Here is a 25,052-nt window from a genome sequence, read left to right as displayed (position 1 = left end):
GATTGAATTTAATTCTTTGCGAATGAAACCTGTCATGTCAGCGCCTTCTGAGAAAAAAGGCGATGAAAATATAGGTTCCATTAGGCAGTTAAAAAACAAATTATTTCTGATGAATTATCATACCAAAGACTTATTGACCCTGTTGATAAGTCTTTTTGTTTTGGGAGGTTGCACCAATCCATCGGGTATCGGGTTGGATGTTGATCCGGGGGATGAGTTAGTGGGTGTTATGACGGATACCCTCACCTTGCAGGCGGTGACAGTGGCGGACGACAGCGCGCGTTCTTCGTCTTTTGCACAAACCACCTTTGGTTGGCTTAATGATCCGGTAATCGGGAAAACCGTAGCTGACCTGGCATTGGCCATAGGCAAACCTAGCAGCGTGCCACGTTTACGTGCCGATGCGACGGTCGATTCGGTGATCCTCGTATTGCCATACGGAACGGAGTATTTCGGCGATACGCTTCGCCCCGGCTTTTCCATCCAGGTAAGGCAACTGGATGAGGCGTATACCGATGGTGAATATGCAACCAAGCAGTGGAAAGTGAAGGACGAAGCCATCGCAACCAGAATCTTGGGCCGTTTCGCATATAAGCCTACAGACAGTGTCAGCATCCTCACCCATGTTGATGATAAGGATTCCTTGGTGAAAGACATTCCCCAGTTGCGTATCGCACTATCACCCGAATTTTTCAAGGAATTGCTTAGCGAGGAGGTCGATTCGGCATTATTATCCACCGAAGCCGGATTCAATAGCCACGTGAAAGGGCTGTACCTAAGCATCGTGGAAAGCGAGATGACGGGTGTGGGTGGTTTGGTGACCTTTCAGGGCATCCCAAACAAAACAGGCATAGAGCTCACCTACCGGCAGTCGAATGGCAAAGAAGGTGATGACGCAGGCATCGATACCGTGCGTGCATTTTTGCCGACCACCGTATCGGATAGCTACAGCGGGACATACCGCCGACTGACATCAAGCATCAGGCGCACGTATGCCGATGCGGTGCAAGCACAGTTGGATAATCCCAACGGCCATTACGATGTGTTGTACCTGCAAGCACCGGCGGGCCTCCGTACCCGCTTGTACATACCTTACATCGACGCATTGAAAGACCGTAAAATTGCAGTAAATAAAGCGGAATTGGTGCTATACACATCGGCCGATGGCACGGATGAATTTGGTATGCATGCCCCCCGGCTTACGTTGTACCGCGAAGACATCGCCGGGCAGCGCCAGCCGGTGCCAGACGGCGACTCACGCACCAGCAGTAGCAGCTACGGAGGGGATACCCGTAGTCTTTGGTATCGATACGGGAACTGGCGGGCTTTTGGTGGCAATATCGATGAAGGTGAAAAGCGTTACATCTTCCACGTGACGTCTTATATCCAAGACTTGCTCCAAGGAAAGATAAACAGTAGCGAGTTCTTTATCGCGCCCGTTGCGGCTTCTGACAGCTCCATTCCATATTATCCTGTGATGAATGCCGGTAGTCGTACGGTAATTACCAACGACCCGGAGTCGGGATTGAGGATGAAGCTCAATATCTATTATACGCAGTCGGCAGACTGACCTGATACGGATTAACTCCCCATTCTCATGGGCAAATAATAAAAGCGCCCGCTCTCATAGACAGAGCGGGCGCTTTTTTCATTATCGTCGGAAATATAGCGGATGTACCGTGTTTAAAAAATGCCTAGGATTTTTCGACCTCCCTGGGCCTTTGCCCGGTTGGCGGGGAAAGAAGGCTTCGATTGCGTATTGACCTCGGGCGAACCGACCAGCGTCATCGCGCAGCGGAAGCCCGTCATGGCATTCGATTCATTCTGTTGCATATAGCGGCGCGTAGCAGGGTTGAGCCAATAGGCGCGGTCGTTCCACGACCCCCCTTTGTATACCCGCGACTTATCATTCACCAGCGTAGTGACCCCGTAAAGTTCATGGTTGGTTTCATCGGCATACCCGCGCACGTCATAATCGAACGGGGCCTTCGCGGAATCGGCGGCAGCGGCCGATTGGAGTTCTTCCCAGGTTTGTTTCCGCGGCGCCTTGGCAGCGACCTTGATGGGGCGGCCGTATTTGTCCTTAGCGATGATGCCTTTTTCGGGGTCTTCGTACTGCTTATCCATGTACACATTGCCTCGGAATGGGTTGAAATCTTCAAAATCCTCAAACGACAACTGCCGGTAAACATCCCGCACCCATTCATTCACATTGCCCGCCATGTTGTAAAGCCCGTAATCATTGGGCAGGTAGCTGGTCACCGACACGGTGATGTCGCCACCGTCGTTGAGATAACCGGCTATGCCCATGTTATCGCCTCCGGTGGGCTTGAAATTGGCCATCATCAATCCTTGCGTACGGCGTTTCCCGGAGCGGACACCCAACCCATCCCATGGGTATATTTTGCTGCTCTCGATATTGCCGTATTCGGTATTGCCCACCAGGCCAAGGGCGGCATACTCCCACTCCGCTTCGGTGGGGAGGCGGTAGGGCTGTTTGAGCACGCCATCTTCCATCCGCACCGGCCTGCGCGCGCCTTCCTCCGTGCCGGGCGTATTGTCGTTTGGCATTTTCTCGCCATCAATCCCCTCGCCGCGATACTGCCCATTGAGGTAAATGTCCGTATTGAAGGGTTCTGCCGGCCGGGCCTGCGACTCTGCCAGGGTTCGGTAATCTACCAATGCGCCCTTCTGTCGGAGGATATGCTCGTTTACGCGGTCGGTACGCCAGATGCAATAATCGTTGGCCTGCTCCCACGTTATACCCACTACCGGGTAATCTTGGTAGGCCGGATGGCGCAGGTACAGATCTACATAGGGTTCGTTGTAGGAAAGCGGATGGCGCCAAACAAGCGTGTCTGGCAACGCATTGTAATAAAGTTCCTTATCCTCCGGGAAATTCTGGTTCAGCCAATGCAGGTATTCCAGCCAGTCGGCATTAGATACCTCCGTTTCGTCCATGTAAAAAGAGGCTACCGTTACGCGCCGCCGCAGATTGTCGTGTGCGTAGGTGATGTCTTCGTTCAGGCTGCCGCCCATTACGAACGTGCCGCCTTCGATAATAATCAGCCCTGGCCCCGGTCCCTCCTTGACCTTCCTGTTGATCTGTAGGCCACCATTATAAGGATCGTTATAGGCAACCCCGGTTTTTGGGGAAACACCGCTCTGGTTTTTGCAAGAGACGAATAAGCTGCCACAGAAAAACAATAAAAGACCGGGAATAAAATACGTACTCGTTGTTCTCATCTGGTATATCGGAAAGACACGTTTCTTTTCTAAAGAATCAAAATTAAGTAAATTATTGGAGTTACCTGCAACTAAAATAACTTTTCAGCCAGCGTGTAATCACCCGAATCGCACAAATTCCATACCATTTCCTCTACAAAAGTTGCCTGCTTTTTTATTTAATGCTGCCTATTATTGTATAAAAAGCAATCTTATCTAAGTTTGAGAATATCGGGGTATTTGCCTATGTTTGGTGGTTTGCGATTTGCACGTTGCGATTTGCACGTTGCTGGTCGCATTGACAAACGGTAGGCAAAAAAGCAAAAAGCAAAAAGCAAAAAGCACCCAGCAAAAGGCAAAAAGCATGAAAATAAAAGTCGGTTTCGGGTTTGATGTGCATCAGGTGAAGGAGGGCCATCCGTTCATCCTGGGGGGCGTACGCCTGGAGCACCATTCGGGCGCATTCGGACATTCGGATGCCGATGTGCTGGTACACGCCATATGCGATGCCATACTCGGCGCGGCCAACATGGAGGACATTGGCTACCATTTCCCCAACACCGATGAGCGTTGGCGGGGTGTAAGCAGCCTGTTGCTATTGGAGGAATGCGTGAAATTGTTGGCTGCGAAGGGGTGGGCGCTAGGCAATATCGATGCGATGCTATGTTTGGAAGCCCCTAAAATAAAGCCTTATATTCCTGCCATGAAGCAGCACATCGCAGCGTCAGCGGGCATTTCTGAAGAAGATGTGTCTATAAAGGCCACCACTAACGAGACGATGGGCTTCATTGGCCGGCAGGAGGGCGTAGTGGCCTACGCGGTGTGCCTTATTGAGCGGCCGTGAGGGCTTCAGTATTGCCGTTTTTTATTTCTTGGGAGGTAGGGGTGCACCGGAATGGATATTTTGATACTGTAGACTTTGCCTGTATTTGAGCGGTGTAGTGGCGAATAACTCCTTGAACTGTTTGTTAAAGTTCGACATGCTTTCATAGCCACAATGGTAACCAACTTGATGGATATTCAGATCGCTCTCCTGTAATAGTTTACAGGCATGCCCGATGCGTATTTCTTTCAGGAAGTCGAAATAGGTCTTCCCGGTACTCTTCCGGAAAAATCGGCAGAACGCCGTTTTGCTCATGTGTGCTAATCCGGCAACTGTTTCTAAGTCGACAGGTTTCTTGAAATTTTCCAGTGTATGCTCAAACACTTTGTTGATGCGCTCTGACTGGTTTTCAATGAACGAACTGTTAAAGCCCGGACTGGATATCTGAACCCATTCGTCTGATTTCGCCAGCAGATTCAGCAACCCCAACAGATTCATGACGCGGTCAAAGTCTGTGGTTTCAAATATCTGCATGATTTTCCAGATGGCAAGTTGTTCGATTTCCGGAAGGAAGCGCAAACCAAGCTGCGACTGTTCCAGCAATTGCTTAATGTGCCGACCTTCCGGGATGTTGAAAAATTCTTTGCCAAGGAAATCGGCCGAAAAGTGAATGACGTAGGCTTTGGCATTTGGATTTTTATTTCCCAGGTCTTCTTTCCAACAATGCGGCAAGTTGGGCCCGACAAGTACCAACTCAGTTTTGCCGAATTCCTGAATGCTATCGCCCATAAAACGTGTGCCGATACTACCCGTAATCCATATCAACTCGTATTCGGGATGATGATGCCAGGCCGTATCAAATTCTGGCGGACTTTCTAAAACCGTTGAAAAAGAGAATAACTGTGAATAGGTGATTTTTCGGTACACTGGTAACATGACATATAGGCTTTACTATCATCGAATGTAAACATCTTTATTTAGAACTCCCAATAGTGGGGAGATATAGGCTAATATAGTGTAAAACACGGCAAATTTATGGGTGAAATGAAGCGTGTTTACGGGACGGTAAACTAAATTACCATTGTAAATGAGGTCTAAACAATCAAATGTACGGATATCAGATGGAAAGGGTCTTGGAGTAAATATAGTGTCAAAAGCTGCAAACTTTGATTTTCTTTCCCTTCGATATCCTATCTAATATTGCATCATCCGATTATCGATTATTTACTTTATACGATTATGAAAAAGAAAATACCTAAAACAATGAGTTGTAACCCAATAAGCCAAACGGCATGGGTGGTAGCTATTTGGATGACGATTGCGATCATCCTCTCGATTCCCAACGTATTGAAGGGGCACGGTGCTAACCTACCTCTCCAGCAAGAGATTTCCGGAAGAGTTACCGATGAACGTGGAGAAAGCCTATCGGGTGTTAATATCCTAGTGAAGGGCACAACCACGGGTACGACCACGGGTGCGAACGGACTGTTTAAAGTCAATGTGCCCGACAGGCAGTCTATACTGGTTTTCTCCTATGTTGGCTATACGACTGAAGAAGTGGAAGTTGGCAATAGGTATGCCATCGATGTTGTCCTCAAGACGGCCTCCAGTTTGGATGAAGTGGTGGTTGTGGGGTTTGCTACACAACGGAAGGCCAACGTCACCGGATCGGTTTCGGTGATCAATAGCAGGGAATTGGAATCAAGGCCAGTCACGAACGTTGCTCAGGCGTTGCAGGGACTAGCTACCGGTTTAGAGATTGGACAGAGCAGCTATGGCGGCAGCCTTGAAAGTGCGCCTACTATCAATATACGAGGGCGTAATACAATCGGTCAGGGTTCCAACGGCGGTCCACTGATCCTGATTGATGGGGCAGAAGGGAATCCCAACCATCTTAGCCCCAATGATATCGAGAGTATTTCAATACTTAAGGACGCCGCTGCATCCTCCATCTATGGGTCAAGGGCTCCGTTCGGCGTAATCCTAATCACTACCAAACGGGGCACAAAAGGTCGGCCAGTTATAGCCTATAACAACAGCTTCCGTAATTCGACACCCATCAATTTTCCTGAGACAGCAGACTCTTACCGCTGGGCGATTTTCATTAATGATGCATCGAGGAATAGCGGGGCACCGGATTTCGTAGGCCCCGAACGTATGCAGCGGATCATTGACTACATGGCGGGCAAGCCGGGGTTAACCAATATTCCGCCCGACCCCGGTAATCCTGCACGTTGGGCCGGAGGATCTGTAGAGGGGAATGATAACCACGACTGGTGGACATCTGTGTTCCGCTCAAGCTCACCCGCCAACGAACATACGCTTAGCATGCGCGGTGGGGGCGATGCTATGAATTATTACCTATCGGGAAATGTGCTCAATCAAACAGGCATGCTCAGGTTGGGCGGCGATGGTTTGACGAGGTATAACGCTGTTGTAAACCTTGAATCAAAAATTGCAGACTGGATTACGTTGGGCTACAACGGTAAGTTTTCACGGGAAGATTATGACCGTCCATCGCACTTCGAAGATCGGTACATGCAGTATATGAGCCGAACCCAGCCAGCAAATCCCCTATATGATCCCAACGGTCATTTGTTTGATGTGACTACAGACAGATTATCCATCATCGCTGTTGGCGGCCGCTATAACCGTATCATCGATAACAGTGGCAACCAATTCCGTCTGGTGGCCGATCCGCTGCCCGGATTGACTTTACAGGGTCGCTTTTACTACAACTTGGGCGACCGCTTTGCGCGGACAGTAAAATTAACTACCTATGCACATGATGTCGAAGAGAATCCCTATGTAGCCGAACCAGAGAATTACGTTAGCGAATATATTGAACGCTATGATTACATCTCTCAGGATTACTACGCTCGCTATGATAAATCAATTCATAAGCATGGTTTCCAAGTGATGGCCGGATTCCAGTCCGAGTATAACAAATTCAGGAATGTCTCCGCTACCAGGAATGGAATGATTATCCGTGAGAATCCAACCATCAACGTGACAACAGGACAGGCTTTGGACGGTTCTACTATTCCGGCATCGGTTTCCGGTGGAGAAAATGATTGGGCAACCGTGGGCTATTTTGGTAGAATCAATTATGATTATGATGATCGGTATTTTGTGGAACTTAACTACCGGTATGATGGAACGTCACGCTTCCGGGCTGAAAAGCGTTGGGGTAGCTTTCCTTCTTTTTCTGCAGGGTGGAATATCGCTGGAGAGGAATTCTGGAAAAACCATGTCAAAGACATCAGCCAATTTAAGATACGGGGTTCCTATGGTGTGTTAGGTAACCAAAATACCAGTTCGATTTACCCTACCTATGTAACGATGCCGGTTAGCACAGCCAATGGCGGGTGGATTGTCAATAATGCGCGGCCGAATACTGCTTCAGCACCAGGATTGGTAAGTACTGCGCTCACATGGGAAAACATCAGGGCCTGGAATGCGGGGGTGGATATCGCTGCTTTGGACAATCGGCTGGCTTTTTCCTTTGAGTATTTTACGCGATATACGGACGACATGGTGGGACCTGCACCACAATTGCCAAAAGTACTGGGCACAGGGGTACCGACTACCAACAATACCGATATGAAATCCTATGGATTTGAAGCGGAAGTGAGCTGGAGTGACCGTCTTAGTAACGGATTAGGCTATCGGGCAAAATTTATGTTATCTGACGCACAAAGTGTTGTGTTGAGGTATCCGAATCCGACAAGCAATTTTTGGACGTATCTTGCCGGACAGAAACTCGGAAATATATGGGGTTTCACAACCATGGGCATTGCGAAAACGCAGGAAGAAATGGATGCACATTTGGCAACGCTGCCAAATGGCGGCCAGCAGTACCTTGGTAGTGATTGGAGTGCTGGTGATATCATGTTCAAAGACATAAACGGTGATGGAAGGGTTGATGGGGGCACAGGTACGATGGATAATCAGGGCGACTATTCGATCATCGGCAATTCCACACCAAGATTCCGTTTTGGGTTTGACTTGGGCGCGGATTGGAAGGGTATAGATTTGCGCTTATTCTTCCAGGGTGTCATGAAGCGCGATTACTTCAATGGAGGATATAACTTCTGGGGATCTGGTCCGAATGTTTGGTGGTCCACAGCGTATATACCGCATCTCGACTATTTCAGGGATGATCCTGATCACCCGCTGGGGCTGAACCTAGACTCCTACTATCCGAGACCTTACTTTAATGGGGACTATGAAAGCAGTGGTCGTAATAAGGCCGCCCAGACCCGTTATCTGCAAAATGCTGCTTATATCCGGCTAAAAAATGTCACCGTCGGCTATACGCTTCCGCAATCGCTTACCAAAAAAGTGAAAATTGAGCGGTTCCGGCTATTTGCTTCTGGCGAAAATCTATGGACGTATACCAAGATTTCGGAACTATTCGACCCAGAGCTGTTGGATCAAGGCTTTACTGGAGCGGTATATCCCTTTAGCAGGGTGGTTAGCCTTGGATTAAATGTGACTTTTTAAATTGAACAATATGAAAACGAATAATAGCTATATATTATTGCTGCTATTGGCCTGCTTTGCCATGGCGGCCTGCAAGAAATCATTCCTTGATCGGGCGCCGATATCAGCTGTGACTCCAGAGAACTACTTGACGGATGAAGCCCATCTGGCGGCTTATACCATAGCACGCTATGGCCCCACCAATGGTTGGAACATCGGTGATGCGAATACCGACAATCAAGCTGCCATCGGCTATTCCACGATGTTTGCTCCCGGAGAATGGCGGGTTTCCGCCTCTGGTGGGTGGGATTTCGGTACGCTTTACAATTGCAATTATTTTCTTCAGACCGTATTGCCGAGGTTTCACGCCGGCACGATAACCGGCAATGCCAATAACATCAAGCATCATATCGGTGAAATCTACTTTTTCAGGGCGCAATTTTATTTTGATAACCTCAAAACCTACGGGGATTTTCCCATCATTAAAGAAGTGCTCCCGGATAATCACCAAGTGCTGAACGAAGCAAGCAAGCGTGCCCCCCGGAGCGAAGTAGCGCGTTTCATCTTGTCGGATTTGGATTCGGCCATTATACTGATGCAAAACAATTCGCCCGACGGCCAGAAAAACCGACTGTCGCGATGGGTCGCGATGCAATATAAATCGAGGGTAGCTCTTCATGAAGCGACATTCCTGAAATATTTCAAAGGAACAGCCTTTGTGCCGAACGGTGAAGGTTGGCCCGGTAAACAGAAAGAGTATAATGCCCAGTTCAATTTTCCCTCAGGCAGCATAGACGGGGAGATTGAGTTTTTCCTGACCGAGGCCATGGCGGCAGCTAAAGAGGTGGCAGACAATATCCCGTTGGTCGAAAACACCAATCATTTTCCCCAAACGGCTTCTGATCCGTTAAATCCGTATAGCGAAATGTTCAGCAGCGTGGATATGTCGGGATTCTCGGAAGTACTCATGTGGCGGAAATTTGACCGCAACCTGAATGTAACTTCATATGCAGGCAAGAGTTATCAAGGGGGAAACATGGGCGTTGGTCTAACCAGAGGTATGGTCGAATCGTTCCTGATGGCTAATGGCTTACCCATTTATGCCGTCGGATCAGGCTATCACGGAGACGATTACATCGGAGATATCCCCAAGGACCGGGACAATCGGCTTCAGCTGTTCCTGAAAGTGCCCGGACAGGTGAAAATCTTGTATAATAATCCTGTGATTGTGGAAGAAGGAATACCGGATATCTTAGCCTCGCACGAGCATCAGAAATATACAACCGGCTACGCGCATCGAAAGGGACTTAACTTGGATGACAACCAAAATTTTGATGGATACAGCACCCAAGGTGAAATCTCGTTCCGAGCCGTGGAATCCTACCTTAATTACATAGAGGCTTGTTATGAGAAATTCGGCAGCCTCGATGGTACAGCTGCTGAATATTGGCGGGCAATCAGAAAAAGAGGTGGAGTGGATGAAGACTTCCAAAAGACTATTGATGCCACGGATCTGGCCAAGGAAGCCGTCGGCGACTGGAGTGTATATTCCGCCGGGTCGATGGTAGATAAAATGCTATTCAATATCCGGCGCGAACGGCGGGTTGAATTAATGGGTGAAGGATTAAGAGGAATGGATTTGCGCAGGTGGCGTGCGATGGATCAATTAATCAATACACCCTACCACGTTGAGGGGTTCAAGTTGTGGGGGCCGATGCAGGATTGGTATAATGCCGAGCAATTGACTTATAACGAGGGATCGGCCAGCACGGTTTCTGACCCTGCACGGAGCATTTATCTACGTCCTTATGAACGGACTACAGTATCATTGGTGTATGACGGTTATCTTTGGAACATGGCACATTATTTATCGCCCATTGCCATTGAACATTTTTTGATTACATCCGTAAATAATGACCTGAGTACTTCGCCTATTTACCAGAATCCGGGATGGCCGATGAACGCTGGCGTTGGACCCAATTAGTAGCTGCTTATGAGGTGCATATTTGTCTTATTAATATTGTTGGGCGGACTTTCCGCTGGATATACTCAGTCGGCCACCGACATTGTATACCTGTCGGGAACAGGTGCGGATGATCGTGTGGATTGGGAGTTTTACTGTTCAAAAGGAAGGAATAGCGGTAAATGGGCCACCATACCTGTGCCTTCCTGCTGGGAACAAGAGGGATTTGGGGGATACTATTACGGTTATGGCTCGGGCGACCGGTTTTACGAAACCGGTCACTACCGCCGTGGATTTGAAGTCCCTGCGGAATGGAAAGGAAAAGCCATCCACATCGTGTTCGAAGGGGTGATGACCGATGCCGAGGTGAAAATCAACGGAAAGTTGGCAGGACCCGTTCATCAAGGGGCATTTTATCGGTTCAAGTACAATGTTTCGTCATTGCTGAACTACGGGGGCATCAATACGCTGGAGGTTTTTGTAAAGAAGCATTCGGACAACAAGAGTGTGAATCAAGCGGAGCGGGATGCAGATTATTGGGTGTTCGGGGGTATTTTCCGTCCTGTATACCTCGAAGTAAAACCCGACACATATATCGAACGCGTTGCTGTCGACGCCAAGGCAGACGGTCAGTTCAATGCAGCTGTTTATATTTCCAATCCGGAACAGGTTGGTCACGTAGATGTGCATATAGCGGGCGCTGAGGGTACGGAAATAACTGTATTGAAGGCAGACACCATCCTCGGGGTCACAATGATACTCGGGGAAGTAGCCGGACCCAACGCATGGACGCCGGAGTATCCCAACCTTTATCGGGCTACTTTCCGTTTGCTGGACAAGGCTGGGCAGCTTATCCATCAATATGACGAAAAAATCGGCTTCCGAACGGTAGAAATAAGGGAAAATGATGGCATATACGTTAATGGGACCAAGGTAAAACTGAAAGGTGTGAACCGACATACCTTTCATCCTAAATTTGGCCGGACATCTTCCAAAGCACTGAGTATCGAGGCCGTCAATTTAATTAAGGACATGAACATGAACGCCGTGCGGATGTCGCATTATCCGCCGGATAAGCACTTCTTGGAGGTATGCGATTCCCTCGGTCTTTTTGTGTTGGACGAACTGGCCGGATGGCAACATCCCCCGTATGACGATAAGGTAGGTAGAAAACTTCTTGCCGAGATGATTGCGAGGGATGTCAATCATCCCAGCATCATCCTGTGGGACAACGGCAATGAAGGCGGCTGGAATACCAACTTAGATGATGTCTTTGCTGAATTGGATATTCAACAACGCCAGGTATTGCATCCTTGGCAGGATTTCGGTCCATTCAATACGTACCACTACATGGATTATCATTACCTGGCTAACGATGGCTACAGTAGGCGCAAGATCTTTATGCCTACCGAGTTCCTGCATGGCCTGTATGACGGTGGTCATGGAGCCGGGTTGGAAGACTACTGGCATCGGATGTGGTATGACCCGCTTTGCGCCGGTGGCTTCTTATGGGTATTTGCTGACGAGGCTGTGGAGCGAGCCGATAGGAATAACGAATTGGATACCTATGGCAATGAGGCCCCGGACGGAATCGTCGGGCCTTATCACGAAAAAGAAGGGAGTTTTTATACCATCAAAGAGGTGTGGTCTCCGGTTTATTTCGAAAAACGTTATATCACGCCGGCATTTGACGGGCGTTTACGCGTGGAAAATAGATTCCATTTCACAGACCTCAGTGCCTGTCGTTTCGTGGCTGAATGGGCGAAGGTTTCCTCTCCGGATGAACCGGTGGATGAAGCGGTTATGGAAACCGAGGTGTTGGCGGTATATGTACAACCGGGACATCGTGGCGTATTGCAACTGAATCTGCCGCTTGATTGGCGCGAAATGGACGCGCTACGCATCCGTGTGACCGACCCCCACGGCCGATTGATCAATACGTATAGTTGGCCGTTGAAGACGGCGTCCGAAAAAGCATCTGAACTTATTCGGGACACCCCAAGCGCTGGTCCTTTGGTACAAGAGACCAATGACGGCTGGCAGGTGCATACCGGGACACTTAGCTATACTTTTAGCAAAGGGCAAGGCAGATTGACCAGCGTATTGAAAGCTGGAAAGTATATTCCGCTGGCCAATGGTCCGGTATTGCTCGGGAGTAGTACAGAAATTGCACAGGTGCGGCAATTTGCCCAAGCCGATGGCGAGGTCGTCCATGTTACGCTGAGGAACGGGGACGAATACAGGTGGACAGTTAAAAGCAATGGACTGCTGGATTTAGAAGTTTTGTATAAACCGGAGCGTTTAAGTATGTTTACGGGTATCACCTTTACGTATCCCGAAGATCAGGTGGCCAGCGCAAAATGGTTAGGAAACGGTCCATATCGGGTGTATAAAAACCGGATGAAGGGAGCGCGTTTTGGTGTTTGGGAAAAAGACTATAACAATACCGTGACAGGTGAATCAGGCTATATTTATCCGGAATTCAAGGGTTATCATGCAAATACATACTGGGCGCGTATCGGCGGCCGGGACGTGCCCGACTTTACGGTTCATGTGCATAGCAACGATATTTTCCTTCGTTTATTCACGCCGGAGGAACCCGAAAAGCCGGAACATGTAAGAATGGTTTATCCTGAGGGCGATATTTCCTTCCTGCATACAATCAATGGTATGGGAGATAAATTTATGGAGGCAACCCGGTTGGGGCCTCAGGCCAATCCGGCATTATTCGATGCTCCACGTTATTCCGGTGGGCGGCTAATGATTCAATTGACATTTAATTTCAACTAGCGAGGTCATAATGGTTATATCATTTAAAGGCAAAACTGCCATCGTAACAGGGGGGACATCCGGCATCGGCAAAGCAGCGGCTTTACAATTGGTAACAGCAGGGGCCAAGGTAGCCGTCATTGGCAGGGATGCTACAAAACTGGAAAATGAATTGGCCAAATATCCGGAGGCCTTATCGTTTTTCCGCTGCGAACTGGCCGACCATGCAGCTATTAGAAATACGTTTGATCGAATCTCGACGCATCTTGGGCCGGTTGACATATTGGTGAATAATGCGGGGGTACAGACCTATGGCGACGTGGTGCATACAGGAGAGGATGTTTGGGACTTTACGATGAACATCAATTTAAAAAGTGTTTACCTCTGTGCCAAATATGCAATCCCATTGATGCAGCAGGCCACTCATCCCGTCATTGTCAACGTGGGCAGTGTTCAGGGATTTGTCTCGCAACGCAATGTTGCTGCCTATGCAGCCAGCAAGGAAGCCCTCCATGGCTTGACGCGTTCCATTGCGATTGATTTTGCCCCGAAAATACGGTGTGTGGCGGTGTGCCCCGGCGCTGTGTGGACACCTATGCTGGAAAAAGACATCGAAAGTTTTACGGACAAAGAAGCTATCCTTGAAGAAACACGCAATATCCATCTTCTGAAGCGGATCGCCACGCCGGATGAGGTGGCTAATTTCATCACTTTCTTGGCCAGCGACAAAGCGAGTTTTGCCACGGGGCAAACCTATCGGGTGGATGGTGGGATCGGACTCTGCATTGAGGGTACATAGCGCTTGATGAAACAATAAGCCATGGCAACATTAATACAACGATTTGCAGACCAAGCCCTGCTTTGCGGTGAAGGTCCGGTGTGGGACACTGTCAGCGGTAGGCTTTATTGGGCGGATTGTGGCGGCGAAGCCATTTATGCCAAAGGATTTGATGCTGAAGTTCCGGAACGGGTACTTGACAGTTATCACGCAGCCTCATTGGCCCTGCATGAATCGGGAGGAATCGTTTTCGGCGGACGAGACGGGTTCTTCCATTGGAACAAAGGTAGCGTACCCCGGTTGGTGTGCAATCATTGCGGTGAAGCATCCGTAGTAGATATAAACGACATCATTGCCGATCCCCGAGGGCGTGTGTTTGGCGGCCAGGAGGCTTTTCGAGAAGGAGAAGACTACGATACCGGATACCTGTTCCGAATCGACCTTGATGGCAGTTGTGTCATCATGGAAGAAGGGTTGCATTTAAGCAATGGGATGGGATTCAGTCCGTCGTGCGACCAATTTTATCTCGTGGATACGGTATTGCGCGTCATTTATGTATACGATTATGACATTGAATCCGGTAATATTAAGAACAAGCGGGTGCTCATCAAGCTAAAAAAGGACGAGGGGCTGCCGGATGGGATGACGGTAGACCGGGAAGGGTTTCTTTGGGTTGCGAAATGGTTCGGTGGCGGATTGTCGCGATATGATCCAACGGGGAAGCTTGAGCGTACCATCGATCTTCCCGTTGCACAAATCAGTTCGCTAACGTTCGGCGGCCCGTTTTGGAAGGACATTTTTGTCACCTCAGCTGCCCAATATTGGGAAACACCACTTGCTCCTATTGGTCATGATTTTTCATCCAGTAGGGGCGGTAGCGTTTATCGTATCGCCCAAGATATTGAGGGCAAGCCCGAGTACATTGCAAGAATTTGAAAACAAGCTATTAACTATTTTAGATGAAGATAACGAATATTGAATGCAAGATTTTGAAGATCCCTGGCTTGAAAGAAGATGCTACGTCTTCTTCGCAGGATGATCTGGTGGTGATCGTACATACGGATGAGGGTATATGTGGCGTCGGTGAGACCGATACAGGGCCTTGGCTGGCCAAGGCCGCCATTGAAGCTCCCGGCAGCCATTCCATGGCCATGGGGATGCGGGACCTGCTGATTGGTATGGATCCGTTCGATACCGCAGCCATTTGGGAGAAATTATATACATATACCTGCATGAGCGGCCGCAGGGGAGCGGTGATCTGTGCCATGGGCGCCATTGACATGGCTCTGTGGGACATCAAAGGGAAGGCGCTGGGCCTACCGGTGTACAAGCTGCTTGGCGGAGCGAGCAAAGAGACCATTATCCCGTATGCTTCGTTGCAACCTTACGGCGACTCCGTTACCGCCTATGGGGATTCGCTCATTGCTTGGATCAAGCGGGCAAAGGATTACGGATACACGGCAGCCAAAATCGAGTGTACACTCGCCGGCCCTTATAATCATACGGGGCTACAGGGCAGCGATGAAGATATGACTGATATCATCCGCTCATGCCGCCGCGCGGTAGGGCCGGATATGCGGATCATGGTGGATGTGCAGTACCTCTGGTATGATGCCCGCTCGGCACTGCGGACGATACAGAAGTGGGAGGATTTGGATATTTACTTTTTGGAGACACCGTTGCAGATTGATAATTTGGAAGGCTACGCTTTGTTGGCACAGGAGGCCCCGATGCGCATTGCTGCCGGCGAATGGCAGAATACACGGTTTGAATTTATCGATCTGCTGGACAAAGGCAGGGTGGATGTAGCGCAACCGGATGTGGGCAGGGTGGGTGGACTCACGGAGGCCATCCGCGTATGCCACATGGCGCAGGACCGTGGGCGTTTGATTGTGCCGCATTGTTGGAAATCCGGAATCGGAATAGCGGCTACCGCCCATTTGGCCTTTGCTACACCAAACTGCCCCATGATTGAATTTCTACCTGCGGAAATGTGCGATTCGGCCCTGCGTATTGAGCTGGTAAACGACCCGATCCGCATGGTGGATGGTGTGATTATGCTACCGGACAAGCCCGGTTTGGGGATTGCGCTAAACATGGAGGCTGTGGCTAAATATGAAGTAGATTGATGAAGCGATTGGTATATGTTTGGTTTCTTGCTAGTGTAGCAGCTTTAGGCGGCTTTTTATTCGGATTTGACACGGCGGTTATTTCCGGCGCGCTTAGTCCACTTATTCAGTATTTCGATTTGGCATCTCAGCCGGTTTTCCAGGGCTGGCTGGTTAGCTCGGTGGTATTGGGCAGTGTGGTAGGTGCATTGCTGTCGGGTTATTCTGCTGATCGATTTGGCCGGAAACCTACGTTAGTTTGGGTAGGTATCCTGTTCTTCATGTCGTCCATCGGGTCAGCGGTTTCGGATACTTTCGTTATGTTCATTTGTTTCCGGCTGGTGGCAGGGGTGGCTGTCGGCATGGCTGCGATGGTTTCTCCTTTGTATATTGCCGAAGTAGCTCCGGTAGCCATCCGCGGCCGCATGGTTGCACTTAACCAATTTGCCCTGACCATCGGAATCCTGGTGGCTTACTTCTCCAACAATTTTATCGGTAGCATGGTGTCAGACCAGGTCCATGCGCTAGCTTCGCTATTTGCACCGGTGGAGATATGGCGGATGATGTTGGGTGCGGCAGCGATTCCTTCCCTGGTATTCCTGTTGCTGTTGGTATTTATGCCGGAAAGCCCTCGTTTCCTGATGCTAATCCAACGGGATTCGGCGGCTTTCAACATTTTACGGAAACTCAATGGAAGTCAGATGGCTCAAAAAGAAATGCAACTGAGCCGGTCGACGATGGCAGGGACAACCATTTCCGTAGGTGGTTTGTTTAAACCCCCATTACGAATGACCACCTTCATCGCTCTGTATTTGGCCATTGTGTCACAGTTGAGCGGCATCGACCTGGTGCTACATTATGGGCCGCTTATTTTGGAAAGGGCAGGGTTTTCTTTCATGGATTCACTCGGCGGACAGCTGGTGTTCGGGGTAGTGCTGGTCGTGTTTACGTTATTGGCAATGTGGAAAGTGGATACCTTGGGTCGTAGGCCATTGTTATTCGCTGGCAATGCTGGTATTTGTATTACCTTGCTGTTGATTGGCTATCTATTTACAGATGATGCGTTTTCGGAAACGGGACTGCTGGTCGCTATCGCTTGCTTCGTTGCCTGTTTTGCGTTTTCCATGGGCCCTATCCCTTGGATCGTGATGGCGGAACTATTTCCCACTAAGGTAAGGGGACAGGCGATGGCGTTAGCTACATTTTCACTCTTTGGCGCCAATTGGATCATTGCCCAACTTTTCCCCGTCAGTATGGAGTACCTTGGCGAGTCAGCTACCTTTTGGCTACTGGCGGTAATTACGCTCCCGACGTTTATTTTTATCTGGAAATACCTTCCCGAGACAAAAGGGAAAACAATGGAGGAAGAAGTTCAATAATTAACCATACAAACTTTAAGGATACATGAAAGTCTTTTGTAACCGTTATTTAATATACATGCTGATGCTGTGTGTGGCATCGGTAGTTCTGGGCCAGCCCCATGCATATGCGCAAACTTACGATCCATTGGAATTATTTGCACTTGATGGCAAGCGGAACATCATGGCCGAAGAAAATTTCGGCATCATCAACGGGAAAATTACCACCCGTGTCCATCATAGTGACATCGGCACGATCAGCGGGCTTTTTGCGCCGCCTTATGCCAGTTCCGATTTTTTGTTGGAAACCCGCCTTTTTGGCGAAAAGGTCCCTGCTTCCAGTTACCGCTGGTATCCGTTCGAAGTGCAACGCGAGGGGGATATCAATGGTATTTCCGTGCAAACACTTACCGTATTGCCCTACGGAAATCGGGCTGCATTGATTGCCATGACATTCCGGAATCAGACGGAGGAAGATATCCTGATGCCCATTCAGTTTCATGTACAAGGTGGTTTGGACCACGTGGGGCGTTGGGAGTTTCACCGTCCAACGGCGGAAGGCAAAACGACAAATTTGTCAGAAGCAAGCAGGCTGGTTAAGTCAAATGCGTCCGGACGCATGGTTATCGCCACCGATATTCCCGGATTGGATTGGTTTGAACTCGGTTCCCGCTGGGACACCAAGATCACCGTCCCGACGGGAAGGGATATGACATTCCATATCGTGGTGGAAATTGGAGGCCCCGAGATTACTGGGGAAGCCGTATCGGCCATCTTAAAAAAACCTGCGCTGGCTATCCATCAAGCGAAAGTGGCACATATACAGCAGGTTGGAGACATGTTTGAGAAATTGCCTCGCTTTTCCGCGAGTGACAAGCGACTGGAAGACTATTACTACCGTTCTTTGGTGACGTTATTAACCAATAAATGGGACGTGCCAGAATTTATCTTGCAGCCCTATTATGGTAGTGGTGGGGTCATTGGTGGCTGTGTTGGCAATTACTTGTGGGAGTTCGGACTTCCGGCGCAGATTTTTCCGCTCTATGATTCGCAGGCTTCAGCGAGTCATATCAAGCAGTTCCTCAAAGTGGACATGACCAAACATTACCTCTTTGAGCCGATGACGGGCCAAGGAGGAGGGGTCTGGTACCAGGTGAATCAGGATAAGATCGTGGAGTTGATTTACTATTATATACTCCATACGGGCGATGTGGCATTCCTTGATGAGGTGGTAGAAGGCAGGACTGTTTATGATCACATGCTACAAAACGCGCTATTCGGTGACGAACTCAATAAAAAAATCACACTGGTGGACTATGGCCATGATGGCGAAAACCACTTGGAGCTGCGGCGTGGATATCCTTACCGTGGTGTGATGCCCGATGTGAATGCGTTGCGGTACTTAACGTATATCCGTGCGTATGAATTGACGAAGCTGATAGGAAAGCCCATGGAGCCACTGCTTACACGTGCCGAAGCGCTGAAAGATCTGTTGAAACGTGAATTGTGGAGCGAAAAGGACAAGTGGTTTTATTTTCGGTATGACGGTAAGAAGGATATCCGGTACACGAACTTCATGTACACGCTTATCGGCACGGGTGTGTTTGATGAAGAAGTAGAACAGGGGTTGTTGTCGCACCTGAATGAGCAAGAGTTCCTGGGTGATTACGGTATCCATAGTATTTCAAAACTTGATCCGGCTTATGACCAGGTTGATATAGACCACGGAGGGGGCGGGAGTTACGTGGCCTTTCCGCCATTAATCTGTCAGCGGCTGTATAACGCTGGATTCACTGAGGAGGCAGATGATTTGTTATCCCGCCATCTCTGGTGGGGCGAGCGGATGCCGTATTGGGGAGATTCTAAGGTAGCCAACTATATGGGCTATCGGGAAGATAGTCCGCTACAAAGTGACTTTGACGCATGTACTGGTGCACAGACGTTTATTTTCGGTTTGTTTGGCGTGAAGGTGGGGTGGGATGGCAGTATTACCGTAAATCCGACGGTACCTTCTTTTTCGCCAGAAATCCGGCTGGAGGGATTGAAGATCCGCGGGAAAGAGATTGCGATCGAGGCTAATATGCAGGGGTATACCGTGACCGTTGAAGGGAAAACATTTACCGCCGCATTGGGAAACCCGATTACATTTTAGTCTGCCGTTGTGATATTGAATATGTTCAAGAAATTAATAATAACCTTTATGGCGATAGCGGCTACGCTTTCCGGTCGTTTAGCTGCTTCGCCTATTATTTACAATATCGTCGACTTCGGTGCTGTGAACGATGGTTTTACCGTCAATACGGCGGCCATCAATGAAGCTATATCCACTTGTGCGGCCCAAGGCGGGGGACAGGTGGTTATCCCGCCCGGAACATTTCTGAGCGGGACGATTACGTTGCTTAGCAATGTTGAGCTGCATTTGGCCACGGGATCGGTCCTCCTTGCAAGCACCGATCGAGCGGATTTCCCCCGGCAACCTCAGCCGACGTATCGTTCCCTAAAAGACAAAGGGGGTTGGTTTGCACTGGTGTATGCCCTGGAAGCCCAAAATATCGCTATCACAGGCAAGGGTACGATTGATGGCAACGGTGCCAAGCAACAACCGGACCCCGCATTATTCGGTGGTGACCTTGATGGTCGGCCGCGGAATATCCTTTTCATCTCGTGCAAAGGTGTTCGTGTGGAAGGTGTCAGGATGCGCAATTCAGGGATGTGGAATCAGCATTACCTCGATTGCGAAGACCTGCTCATTGACCGGATTGAAGTGTACAACCATTCAAACCGCAACAATGACGGCATCGATATAGACGGTTGCCGAAGGGTAGTGGTATCCAATTCCATCATCGATTCAGATGACGATGGTATCACACTTAAGAGTACGGGGCCGGCACCAACCGAAGATGTCGTGATTACCAATTGTGTGGTGTCTAGCTTTTGCAATGCCATCAAGGCCGGTACGGAATCTACCGGAGGATTCCGCAACATCAGCATCAGCAATTGCGTGGTGAAACCTAGCAGGAGTAAAGCACGTCCGGTATTTGATACGCCACGCCATGGCATCACTGGCATATCGTTGGAAATCGTGGACGGAGGAACCATGGAAGGTGTCACCATAAACAACATTACCATTGAGGGTACGGAATGCCCGCTGTATATCCGGTTGGGCAACCGAGCAAGGAAGTATATGGAAGATGTACCTACACCGCCGGTTGGAAGTATGCGTAACATTTCCATCAGCAATTTAGTGGCTTATAATACAGGCAATTTTTCCAGTTCAATTACAGCCATTCCTGGCCATTATATCGAGAACGTCCAGTTGAGCAATGTGCAGTTTTTTAACCGAGGCGGACTTCGGCCGGACGATTATATCCAGAGCCACATCCATGTGATAGAAGACGAGCGTGGTTATCCGCAGCCTACTGTATGGGCGAATCTACCTTCTTCGCTGCTTTTCATCCGCCATGCGAAGAATATATCGCTCATTGGCTTTCAGTTTGGAAGTAAGTCGTCGGATTCCCGACCGCCTATTGTCGCTGTCGATGTAGATAGGTTGCTAATTGATAAAGGGTTGTATAGTGGGCCGGCTACGCGTAATGTTGAGTTCTTTGTTGCTGACAACGTGCACAACCCAGCGGTATCGGAGCCACTGGGTTGGAATAAATTATAGGAAGCTATACCTTATGTAAATCTGGTAGTACGGAATCGTGCCGTCTGAGATATTTGCCCATCGGCGTAGCTTGGTTTTCAGCGACGAAGGGCTGTAATACGTCAGTATAACAGTTGTTCATCAAAGTCGGCCAATTGTTCGAAAAACTGTTCTATTTTTTCATTGAACACCGTGTAATCATCTACTACGGCACCCATTTCGTCCAGGTAAAGGCCTTCCTGATTTTTCACGAAGCCTAAAGCATACCTGAAGTCTTCGAGATCAAGGTCGAAAAAGACCATGTCTACCGAGCAATCTTCGTGGTTTGAAATGATTTGACTGAACTGCGGAAAGGCGATGTCTTCCATCCACTGGTCCTGTTCCATACTGTATTTTTCATAATCCAGAAATACGCCGGTTTCGTCGATCAGCTCCGGTACCAGTTGGTTTAGTTCATCGTTTATGTTGGCAATCAATGATTTCAGCTGTCCGTATACAGTGTCGCGTACCGGATTGGTAGGAATCATGCGTTTCAGGTGATCAAACTTGTATTTGGCCAGGTCAAACAAGTGCTCCACACCTTCTATACGGAATTGGATGCCGGGAACGAGCTTGCGACCACGCCGGACACGTTGCAGCAAATCCCAGGCGCGGTCGTGGATTTCGTTGTAGCATTGGAGGATAGCCGTTTCGAATGCGGGAGCCTCTTTCGAGCGGTCGTAAAAATTGGTTTTGCCATTTGATTTCATTTTTTTGGCGTTCAACAATTTAGTTTATAACTCTCGTACATGCACACCACAAAGGTGCGGTATCGTAAGAGGGAAAAGGTGTAAAAATGGGCCGTATTTGGAGGGTGCCGAAAAAAGTGCTGGCCTATGAGATTGAGCTTAGCTATGGAGTCGGACGGAGGACAATATTGTAGTGACTATCGGCTAATTATTAACTGGTTAGCCTATTGTTTAGAGCCCTTGGAATTTACCCGGCACCCTCATGCGTTATTATTTATGGAGAAGTGGCAAATGAGGAAAAAGAAGGTTAGATTTGCGCGTGTCTAAGTTGCCGCCCCTCCTAATTTCCATCAAGGGCTTAAAAGTTGATTACAATGAAATCGTCACAGTTTACACCCAAGTTTTTTTCCCTGCTGAAATCGGGGATTACAAGGCAGCAGTTGATGAAAGACGCGGTTGCCGGGGTGATTGTAGGAATTGTTGCTTTGCCTTTGGCGATCGCTTTTGCGATCGCTTCGGGTGTATCGCCGGATAAGGGGTTGGTAACGGCAGTAGTAGCGGGGTTCATCATCTCGGTTTTGGGGGGAAGCCGTGTACAAATCGGCGGCCCTACCGGAGCATTCATCGTGATTGTGTACGGGGTGGTGCAGCAGCACGGTGTGAGTGGGTTGATCATTGCGACCATGATGGCGGGAGTACTTTTAATCGGGATGGGATTGGGTAGGCTGGGTAATTACCTCAAATTTGTACCTTATCCGCTTATTGTTGGATTCACCAGTGGCATTGCAGTGATCATTTTTTCTTCGCAGGTTAAGGACTTGCTTGGGTTGGCGATAGAAGATGTTCCTGCTGACTTTGTACACCAATGGCAAGTTTATGCCCATCACCTTAAGGAAGTGCATTGGCCGACCGCTGCAGTTGGTTTGGCTACCGTATTCATTGCTATGTCTTTTTCTCGGGTAAGCAAAAGGGTGCCGGGTTCCATCGTGGCCATACTGCTGTCCACGTCGCTCGTTTACTTCTTGGGTATACCCTTAGAGACTATCGAGAGCCGGTATGGTGAAATTCCGCGCACGATTCCGGCACCGGCTATTCCGGATATCGATTTTGCTACACTGAAAACGTTGATACAGCCCGCTATCGCCATCGCGTTGTTGGGTGCCATCGAGTCTTTGTTGTCGGCGGTCGTGGCCGATGGCATGACGGGGGGGAGGCACCGTTCGAATATGGAACTGGTAGCGCAGGGAACGGCTAATGTGTTTTCTGGTCTGTTCGGTGGTATACCGGCAACCGGCGCAATTGCGCGTACAGCTACAAATATCAAAAACGGAGGGCGCACGCCAGTGGCGGGAATGGTTCACGCAGTGATGCTTTTGTTGATTATGTTACTGTTTGCGCCAGTGGCGAAATTGATTCCGCTTGCGTGCTTGGCAGGCATATTGGTCGTGGTAGCATGGCATATGGGCGAATGGAATCAGTTTTTTAGGTTGATGCGAAGTAACCGTATGGATGTTCTCGTGATGCTTACCACTTTTACCTTAACCGTATTCTTTGATTTGATCATCGCCATTGAGGTGGGAATGATCCTATCAAGTTTCATTTTCATGAAGCGCATGAGCGAGGCCACGGCGATTAAGCTTGCTACCAACCTCGCAAATGACGGTAAGGGTGCGGCTATGACCGAATCGCTGTTTGAAGAAGAACTTCCGGATATTCCAACAGGCATAATGATGTACGAGATCAATGGCCCACTTTTTTTTGGTGCGTCGCGTAAGTTCCAGGATGTGGTGAGCAATATCAGTCCGCGGCCTAAAGTACTGATTCTTCGTCTGCGTAATGTTCCATTCATTGACGCGTCAGGGGTTAGCAGTCTCGCTGCGATTTGTCGCGATATGCAGTCTAAAGATGTTTTGGTGCTTCTTTCGGGTGCTAACCGGGATGTACGAAAGGAGTTGCTCCATGCAGGCATTTACCGGTTAGTCGGAAGACACAATATTCACAGCAATATCGAACAAGCAGTAAGCCGGGCGAAGGTATTGTTGGGTAGTGGCGTGGACGAATGATCGCTTAGCCGTTCCCTTCCGTGTTTTGCCACTCAACGACCAACTGTTCTTTGTAAGCGAATTTTTCTAGGTGACGTATGAGTACTCCCTTGATTTTTTCCATGTCTTCAGTGCTATCCGACAGGATATCAAATGTAAGGTGGGTAGGGGTGGCCGTCATACGGCAAAGACCGAAAGGGAAGGTCGCGAGTCCGGTGGTCGGTGTATATTCCGTCGTTATTTTATGCCGGAAATGGCGGCAAAGCTTGCCGATGTATTGACTGGCTGCAAAGGTGGCGATTTTCGTTGTTGATTGTTTCATGTTTGATGCGCTTTCTTTGTCAATTAACATTCCCCATCCACAATCAGGTTGGGCTTGCCCTGGCTGCAGCGCTCCACGCGGATGCGCACGCCATAAACCGATTCAATTACCGCTGGGGTTACCGCTTCCATGGGGTTGCCTTGGCTGGCAAGTGCGCCGCGATGCATCACCACTACCCGATCAGCCCAACGCAGGGCGAGGTTGAGGTCGTGCAGTACCATGATGACGATGCGTCCGTCTTCGGCAAAGGAACGGGCCAGCCGCATCACTTTCAACTGGTGCTTCAAGTCCAGGGCACTGGTCGGTTCATCGAGCAGCAGCACTTTTGGTTCGCGTACCACGCTGCGGGCTAGGCTGGCCAACTGCCGCTGGCCTCCGGAAAGCTGGCTGAGCGGTTCAAGGGCAAGGTGGGCTATCCCGATACGCTTCAGCACAAAAATGGCCCTCTCGTGCAGGGCGCTGTTATTGGCTGCAGCAGCGTCCATAGGTGATGCCTTCAGTGCGCTGATAACCGCTTCGATAACGGATAGGTTGATGTCTGTAGGGACCGTCTGCGGCATGAAACTGACGAATGCAGCCCGCCGCTGGGCAGATAACGAGGTCAGGTCGACCCCATCGTACATTACCGATCCCGAGATCTTCAGCAGGCCGGCGATGCCTCTTAAGAGGGTCGATTTACCTGCACCGTTCGGCCCTATAAGTACCGTAACCTCGCCACTTTGAAAGTGCGGGAGGGTTAGGCCATCGATCACTTTCTTTCCGGGATAGCCTACTTTGATAGCGTTGATCTGGAGGTTCGACATAG

The 25,052-nt window shown here is 49.3% G+C and carries 17 protein-coding genes; 12 read left to right on the top strand and 5 right to left on the bottom strand.

The genetic code is table 11. From position 1 onward, the window contains the following. The first annotated feature begins 109 nt into the window (after positions 1 to 109). Entirely contained in the window at positions 110 to 1,570 is a 1,461-nt protein-coding gene (locus ACEVG1_RS00835) for a DUF4270 family protein (protein ID WP_374741632.1), read from the top strand. Positions 1,571 to 1,683: 113 nt separating this feature from the next. On the opposite strand, the gene ACEVG1_RS00830 is transcribed toward ACEVG1_RS00835, so the two are convergent. Continuing rightward, positions 1,684 to 3,246 carry an SUMF1/EgtB/PvdO family nonheme iron enzyme gene (locus ACEVG1_RS00830; protein WP_374741631.1) on the bottom strand — a complete coding sequence of 521 codons (1,563 nt, stop codon included), beginning with the start codon at positions 3,244 to 3,246 and terminating at the stop codon, positions 1,684 to 1,686. Between the two features lie 343 nt (positions 3,247 to 3,589). Between ACEVG1_RS00830 and ispF the strand changes: the two genes are divergently transcribed. Then, the gene (gene ispF, locus ACEVG1_RS00825; protein ID WP_374741630.1) at positions 3,590 to 4,069 is read left to right on the top strand and encodes a 2-C-methyl-D-erythritol 2,4-cyclodiphosphate synthase; all 480 of its coding nucleotides are present in this window, start codon (positions 3,590 to 3,592) and stop codon (positions 4,067 to 4,069) included. Between the two features lie 21 nt (positions 4,070 to 4,090). Here the strand turns inward: ispF and ACEVG1_RS00820 are convergent, their stop codons facing one another. After that, a complete protein-coding gene (locus ACEVG1_RS00820) occupies positions 4,091 to 4,984 on the bottom strand; it encodes an AraC family transcriptional regulator (RefSeq protein ID WP_374741629.1) in 894 nt (297 codons plus the stop codon). 327 nt (positions 4,985 to 5,311) lie between these two features. Between ACEVG1_RS00820 and ACEVG1_RS00815 the strand changes: the two genes are divergently transcribed. The 9 genes from ACEVG1_RS00815 (at position 5,312) to ACEVG1_RS00775 (ending at position 21,176) form a co-directional block, all read left to right on the top strand. After that, on the top strand, positions 5,312 to 8,554 hold the full coding sequence (locus ACEVG1_RS00815) for a SusC/RagA family TonB-linked outer membrane protein (protein WP_374741628.1): 3,243 nt from the start codon (positions 5,312 to 5,314) through the stop codon (positions 8,552 to 8,554). A gap of 10 nt (positions 8,555 to 8,564) precedes the next feature. Next, positions 8,565 to 10,517 carry a RagB/SusD family nutrient uptake outer membrane protein gene (locus tag ACEVG1_RS00810; RefSeq protein WP_374741626.1) on the top strand — a complete coding sequence of 651 codons (1,953 nt, stop codon included), beginning with the start codon at positions 8,565 to 8,567 and terminating at the stop codon, positions 10,515 to 10,517. A 9-nt stretch (positions 10,518 to 10,526) separates the two neighbouring features. Continuing rightward, a complete protein-coding gene (locus ACEVG1_RS00805) occupies positions 10,527 to 13,286 on the top strand; it encodes a glycoside hydrolase family 2 TIM barrel-domain containing protein (protein ID WP_374741625.1) in 2,760 nt (919 codons plus the stop codon). 10 nt (positions 13,287 to 13,296) lie between these two features. Next, on the top strand, positions 13,297 to 14,064 hold the full coding sequence (locus tag ACEVG1_RS00800; RefSeq protein WP_374741624.1) for an SDR family NAD(P)-dependent oxidoreductase: 768 nt from the start codon (positions 13,297 to 13,299) through the stop codon (positions 14,062 to 14,064). A gap of 21 nt (positions 14,065 to 14,085) precedes the next feature. Next, positions 14,086 to 14,979 (top strand): SMP-30/gluconolactonase/LRE family protein, encoded by an 894-nt coding sequence (locus ACEVG1_RS00795; protein ID WP_374741623.1) that lies wholly within the window; start codon positions 14,086 to 14,088, stop codon positions 14,977 to 14,979. 23 nt (positions 14,980 to 15,002) lie between these two features. Further along, positions 15,003 to 16,172 carry a mandelate racemase/muconate lactonizing enzyme family protein gene (locus ACEVG1_RS00790; protein ID WP_374741622.1) on the top strand — a complete coding sequence of 390 codons (1,170 nt, stop codon included), beginning with the start codon at positions 15,003 to 15,005 and terminating at the stop codon, positions 16,170 to 16,172. After that, a complete protein-coding gene (locus tag ACEVG1_RS00785; protein ID WP_374741621.1) occupies positions 16,172 to 17,530 on the top strand; it encodes a sugar porter family MFS transporter in 1,359 nt (452 codons plus the stop codon). The genes ACEVG1_RS00790 and ACEVG1_RS00785 overlap by 1 nt, the downstream gene beginning before the upstream one ends. Positions 17,531 to 17,603: 73 nt before the next feature. Then, positions 17,604 to 19,661 carry a hypothetical protein gene (locus ACEVG1_RS00780; RefSeq protein WP_374741620.1) on the top strand — a complete coding sequence of 686 codons (2,058 nt, stop codon included), beginning with the start codon at positions 17,604 to 17,606 and terminating at the stop codon, positions 19,659 to 19,661. Positions 19,662 to 19,709: 48 nt separating this feature from the next. Beyond that, positions 19,710 to 21,176 (top strand): glycoside hydrolase family 28 protein, encoded by a 1,467-nt coding sequence (locus ACEVG1_RS00775; RefSeq protein WP_374741619.1) that lies wholly within the window; start codon positions 19,710 to 19,712, stop codon positions 21,174 to 21,176. A 101-nt stretch (positions 21,177 to 21,277) separates the two neighbouring features. On the opposite strand, the gene ACEVG1_RS00770 is transcribed toward ACEVG1_RS00775, so the two are convergent. Further along, positions 21,278 to 21,904, bottom strand: coding sequence for a hypothetical protein (locus ACEVG1_RS00770; protein ID WP_374741618.1), 627 nt, complete (start codon positions 21,902 to 21,904; stop codon positions 21,278 to 21,280). A gap of 353 nt (positions 21,905 to 22,257) precedes the next feature. On the opposite strand from ACEVG1_RS00770, the gene ACEVG1_RS00765 reads away from it, so the two are divergent. Then, on the top strand, positions 22,258 to 23,946 hold the full coding sequence (locus ACEVG1_RS00765) for a SulP family inorganic anion transporter (protein WP_374741617.1): 1,689 nt from the start codon (positions 22,258 to 22,260) through the stop codon (positions 23,944 to 23,946). A gap of 4 nt (positions 23,947 to 23,950) precedes the next feature. Here the strand turns inward: ACEVG1_RS00765 and ACEVG1_RS00760 are convergent, their stop codons facing one another. Together ACEVG1_RS00760 and ACEVG1_RS00755 are read right to left on the bottom strand one after the other, a co-directional pair. Beyond that, on the bottom strand, positions 23,951 to 24,247 hold the full coding sequence (locus ACEVG1_RS00760) for a DUF2218 domain-containing protein (protein WP_374741615.1): 297 nt from the start codon (positions 24,245 to 24,247) through the stop codon (positions 23,951 to 23,953). Positions 24,248 to 24,270: 23 nt separating this feature from the next. Then, positions 24,271 to 25,050, bottom strand: coding sequence for an ABC transporter ATP-binding protein (locus ACEVG1_RS00755; protein WP_374741614.1), 780 nt, complete (start codon positions 25,048 to 25,050; stop codon positions 24,271 to 24,273). Positions 25,051 to 25,052: the final 2 nt, after the last annotated feature.

This window comes from Parapedobacter sp. 2B3, assembly GCF_041925275.1.
Classification (GTDB): Bacteria; Bacteroidota; Bacteroidia; order Sphingobacteriales; family Sphingobacteriaceae; genus Parapedobacter; species Parapedobacter pyrenivorans_A.
Note: the sequence above shows the minus strand (reverse complement) of the source record. Positions and strands in the feature narration are given on the sequence as shown.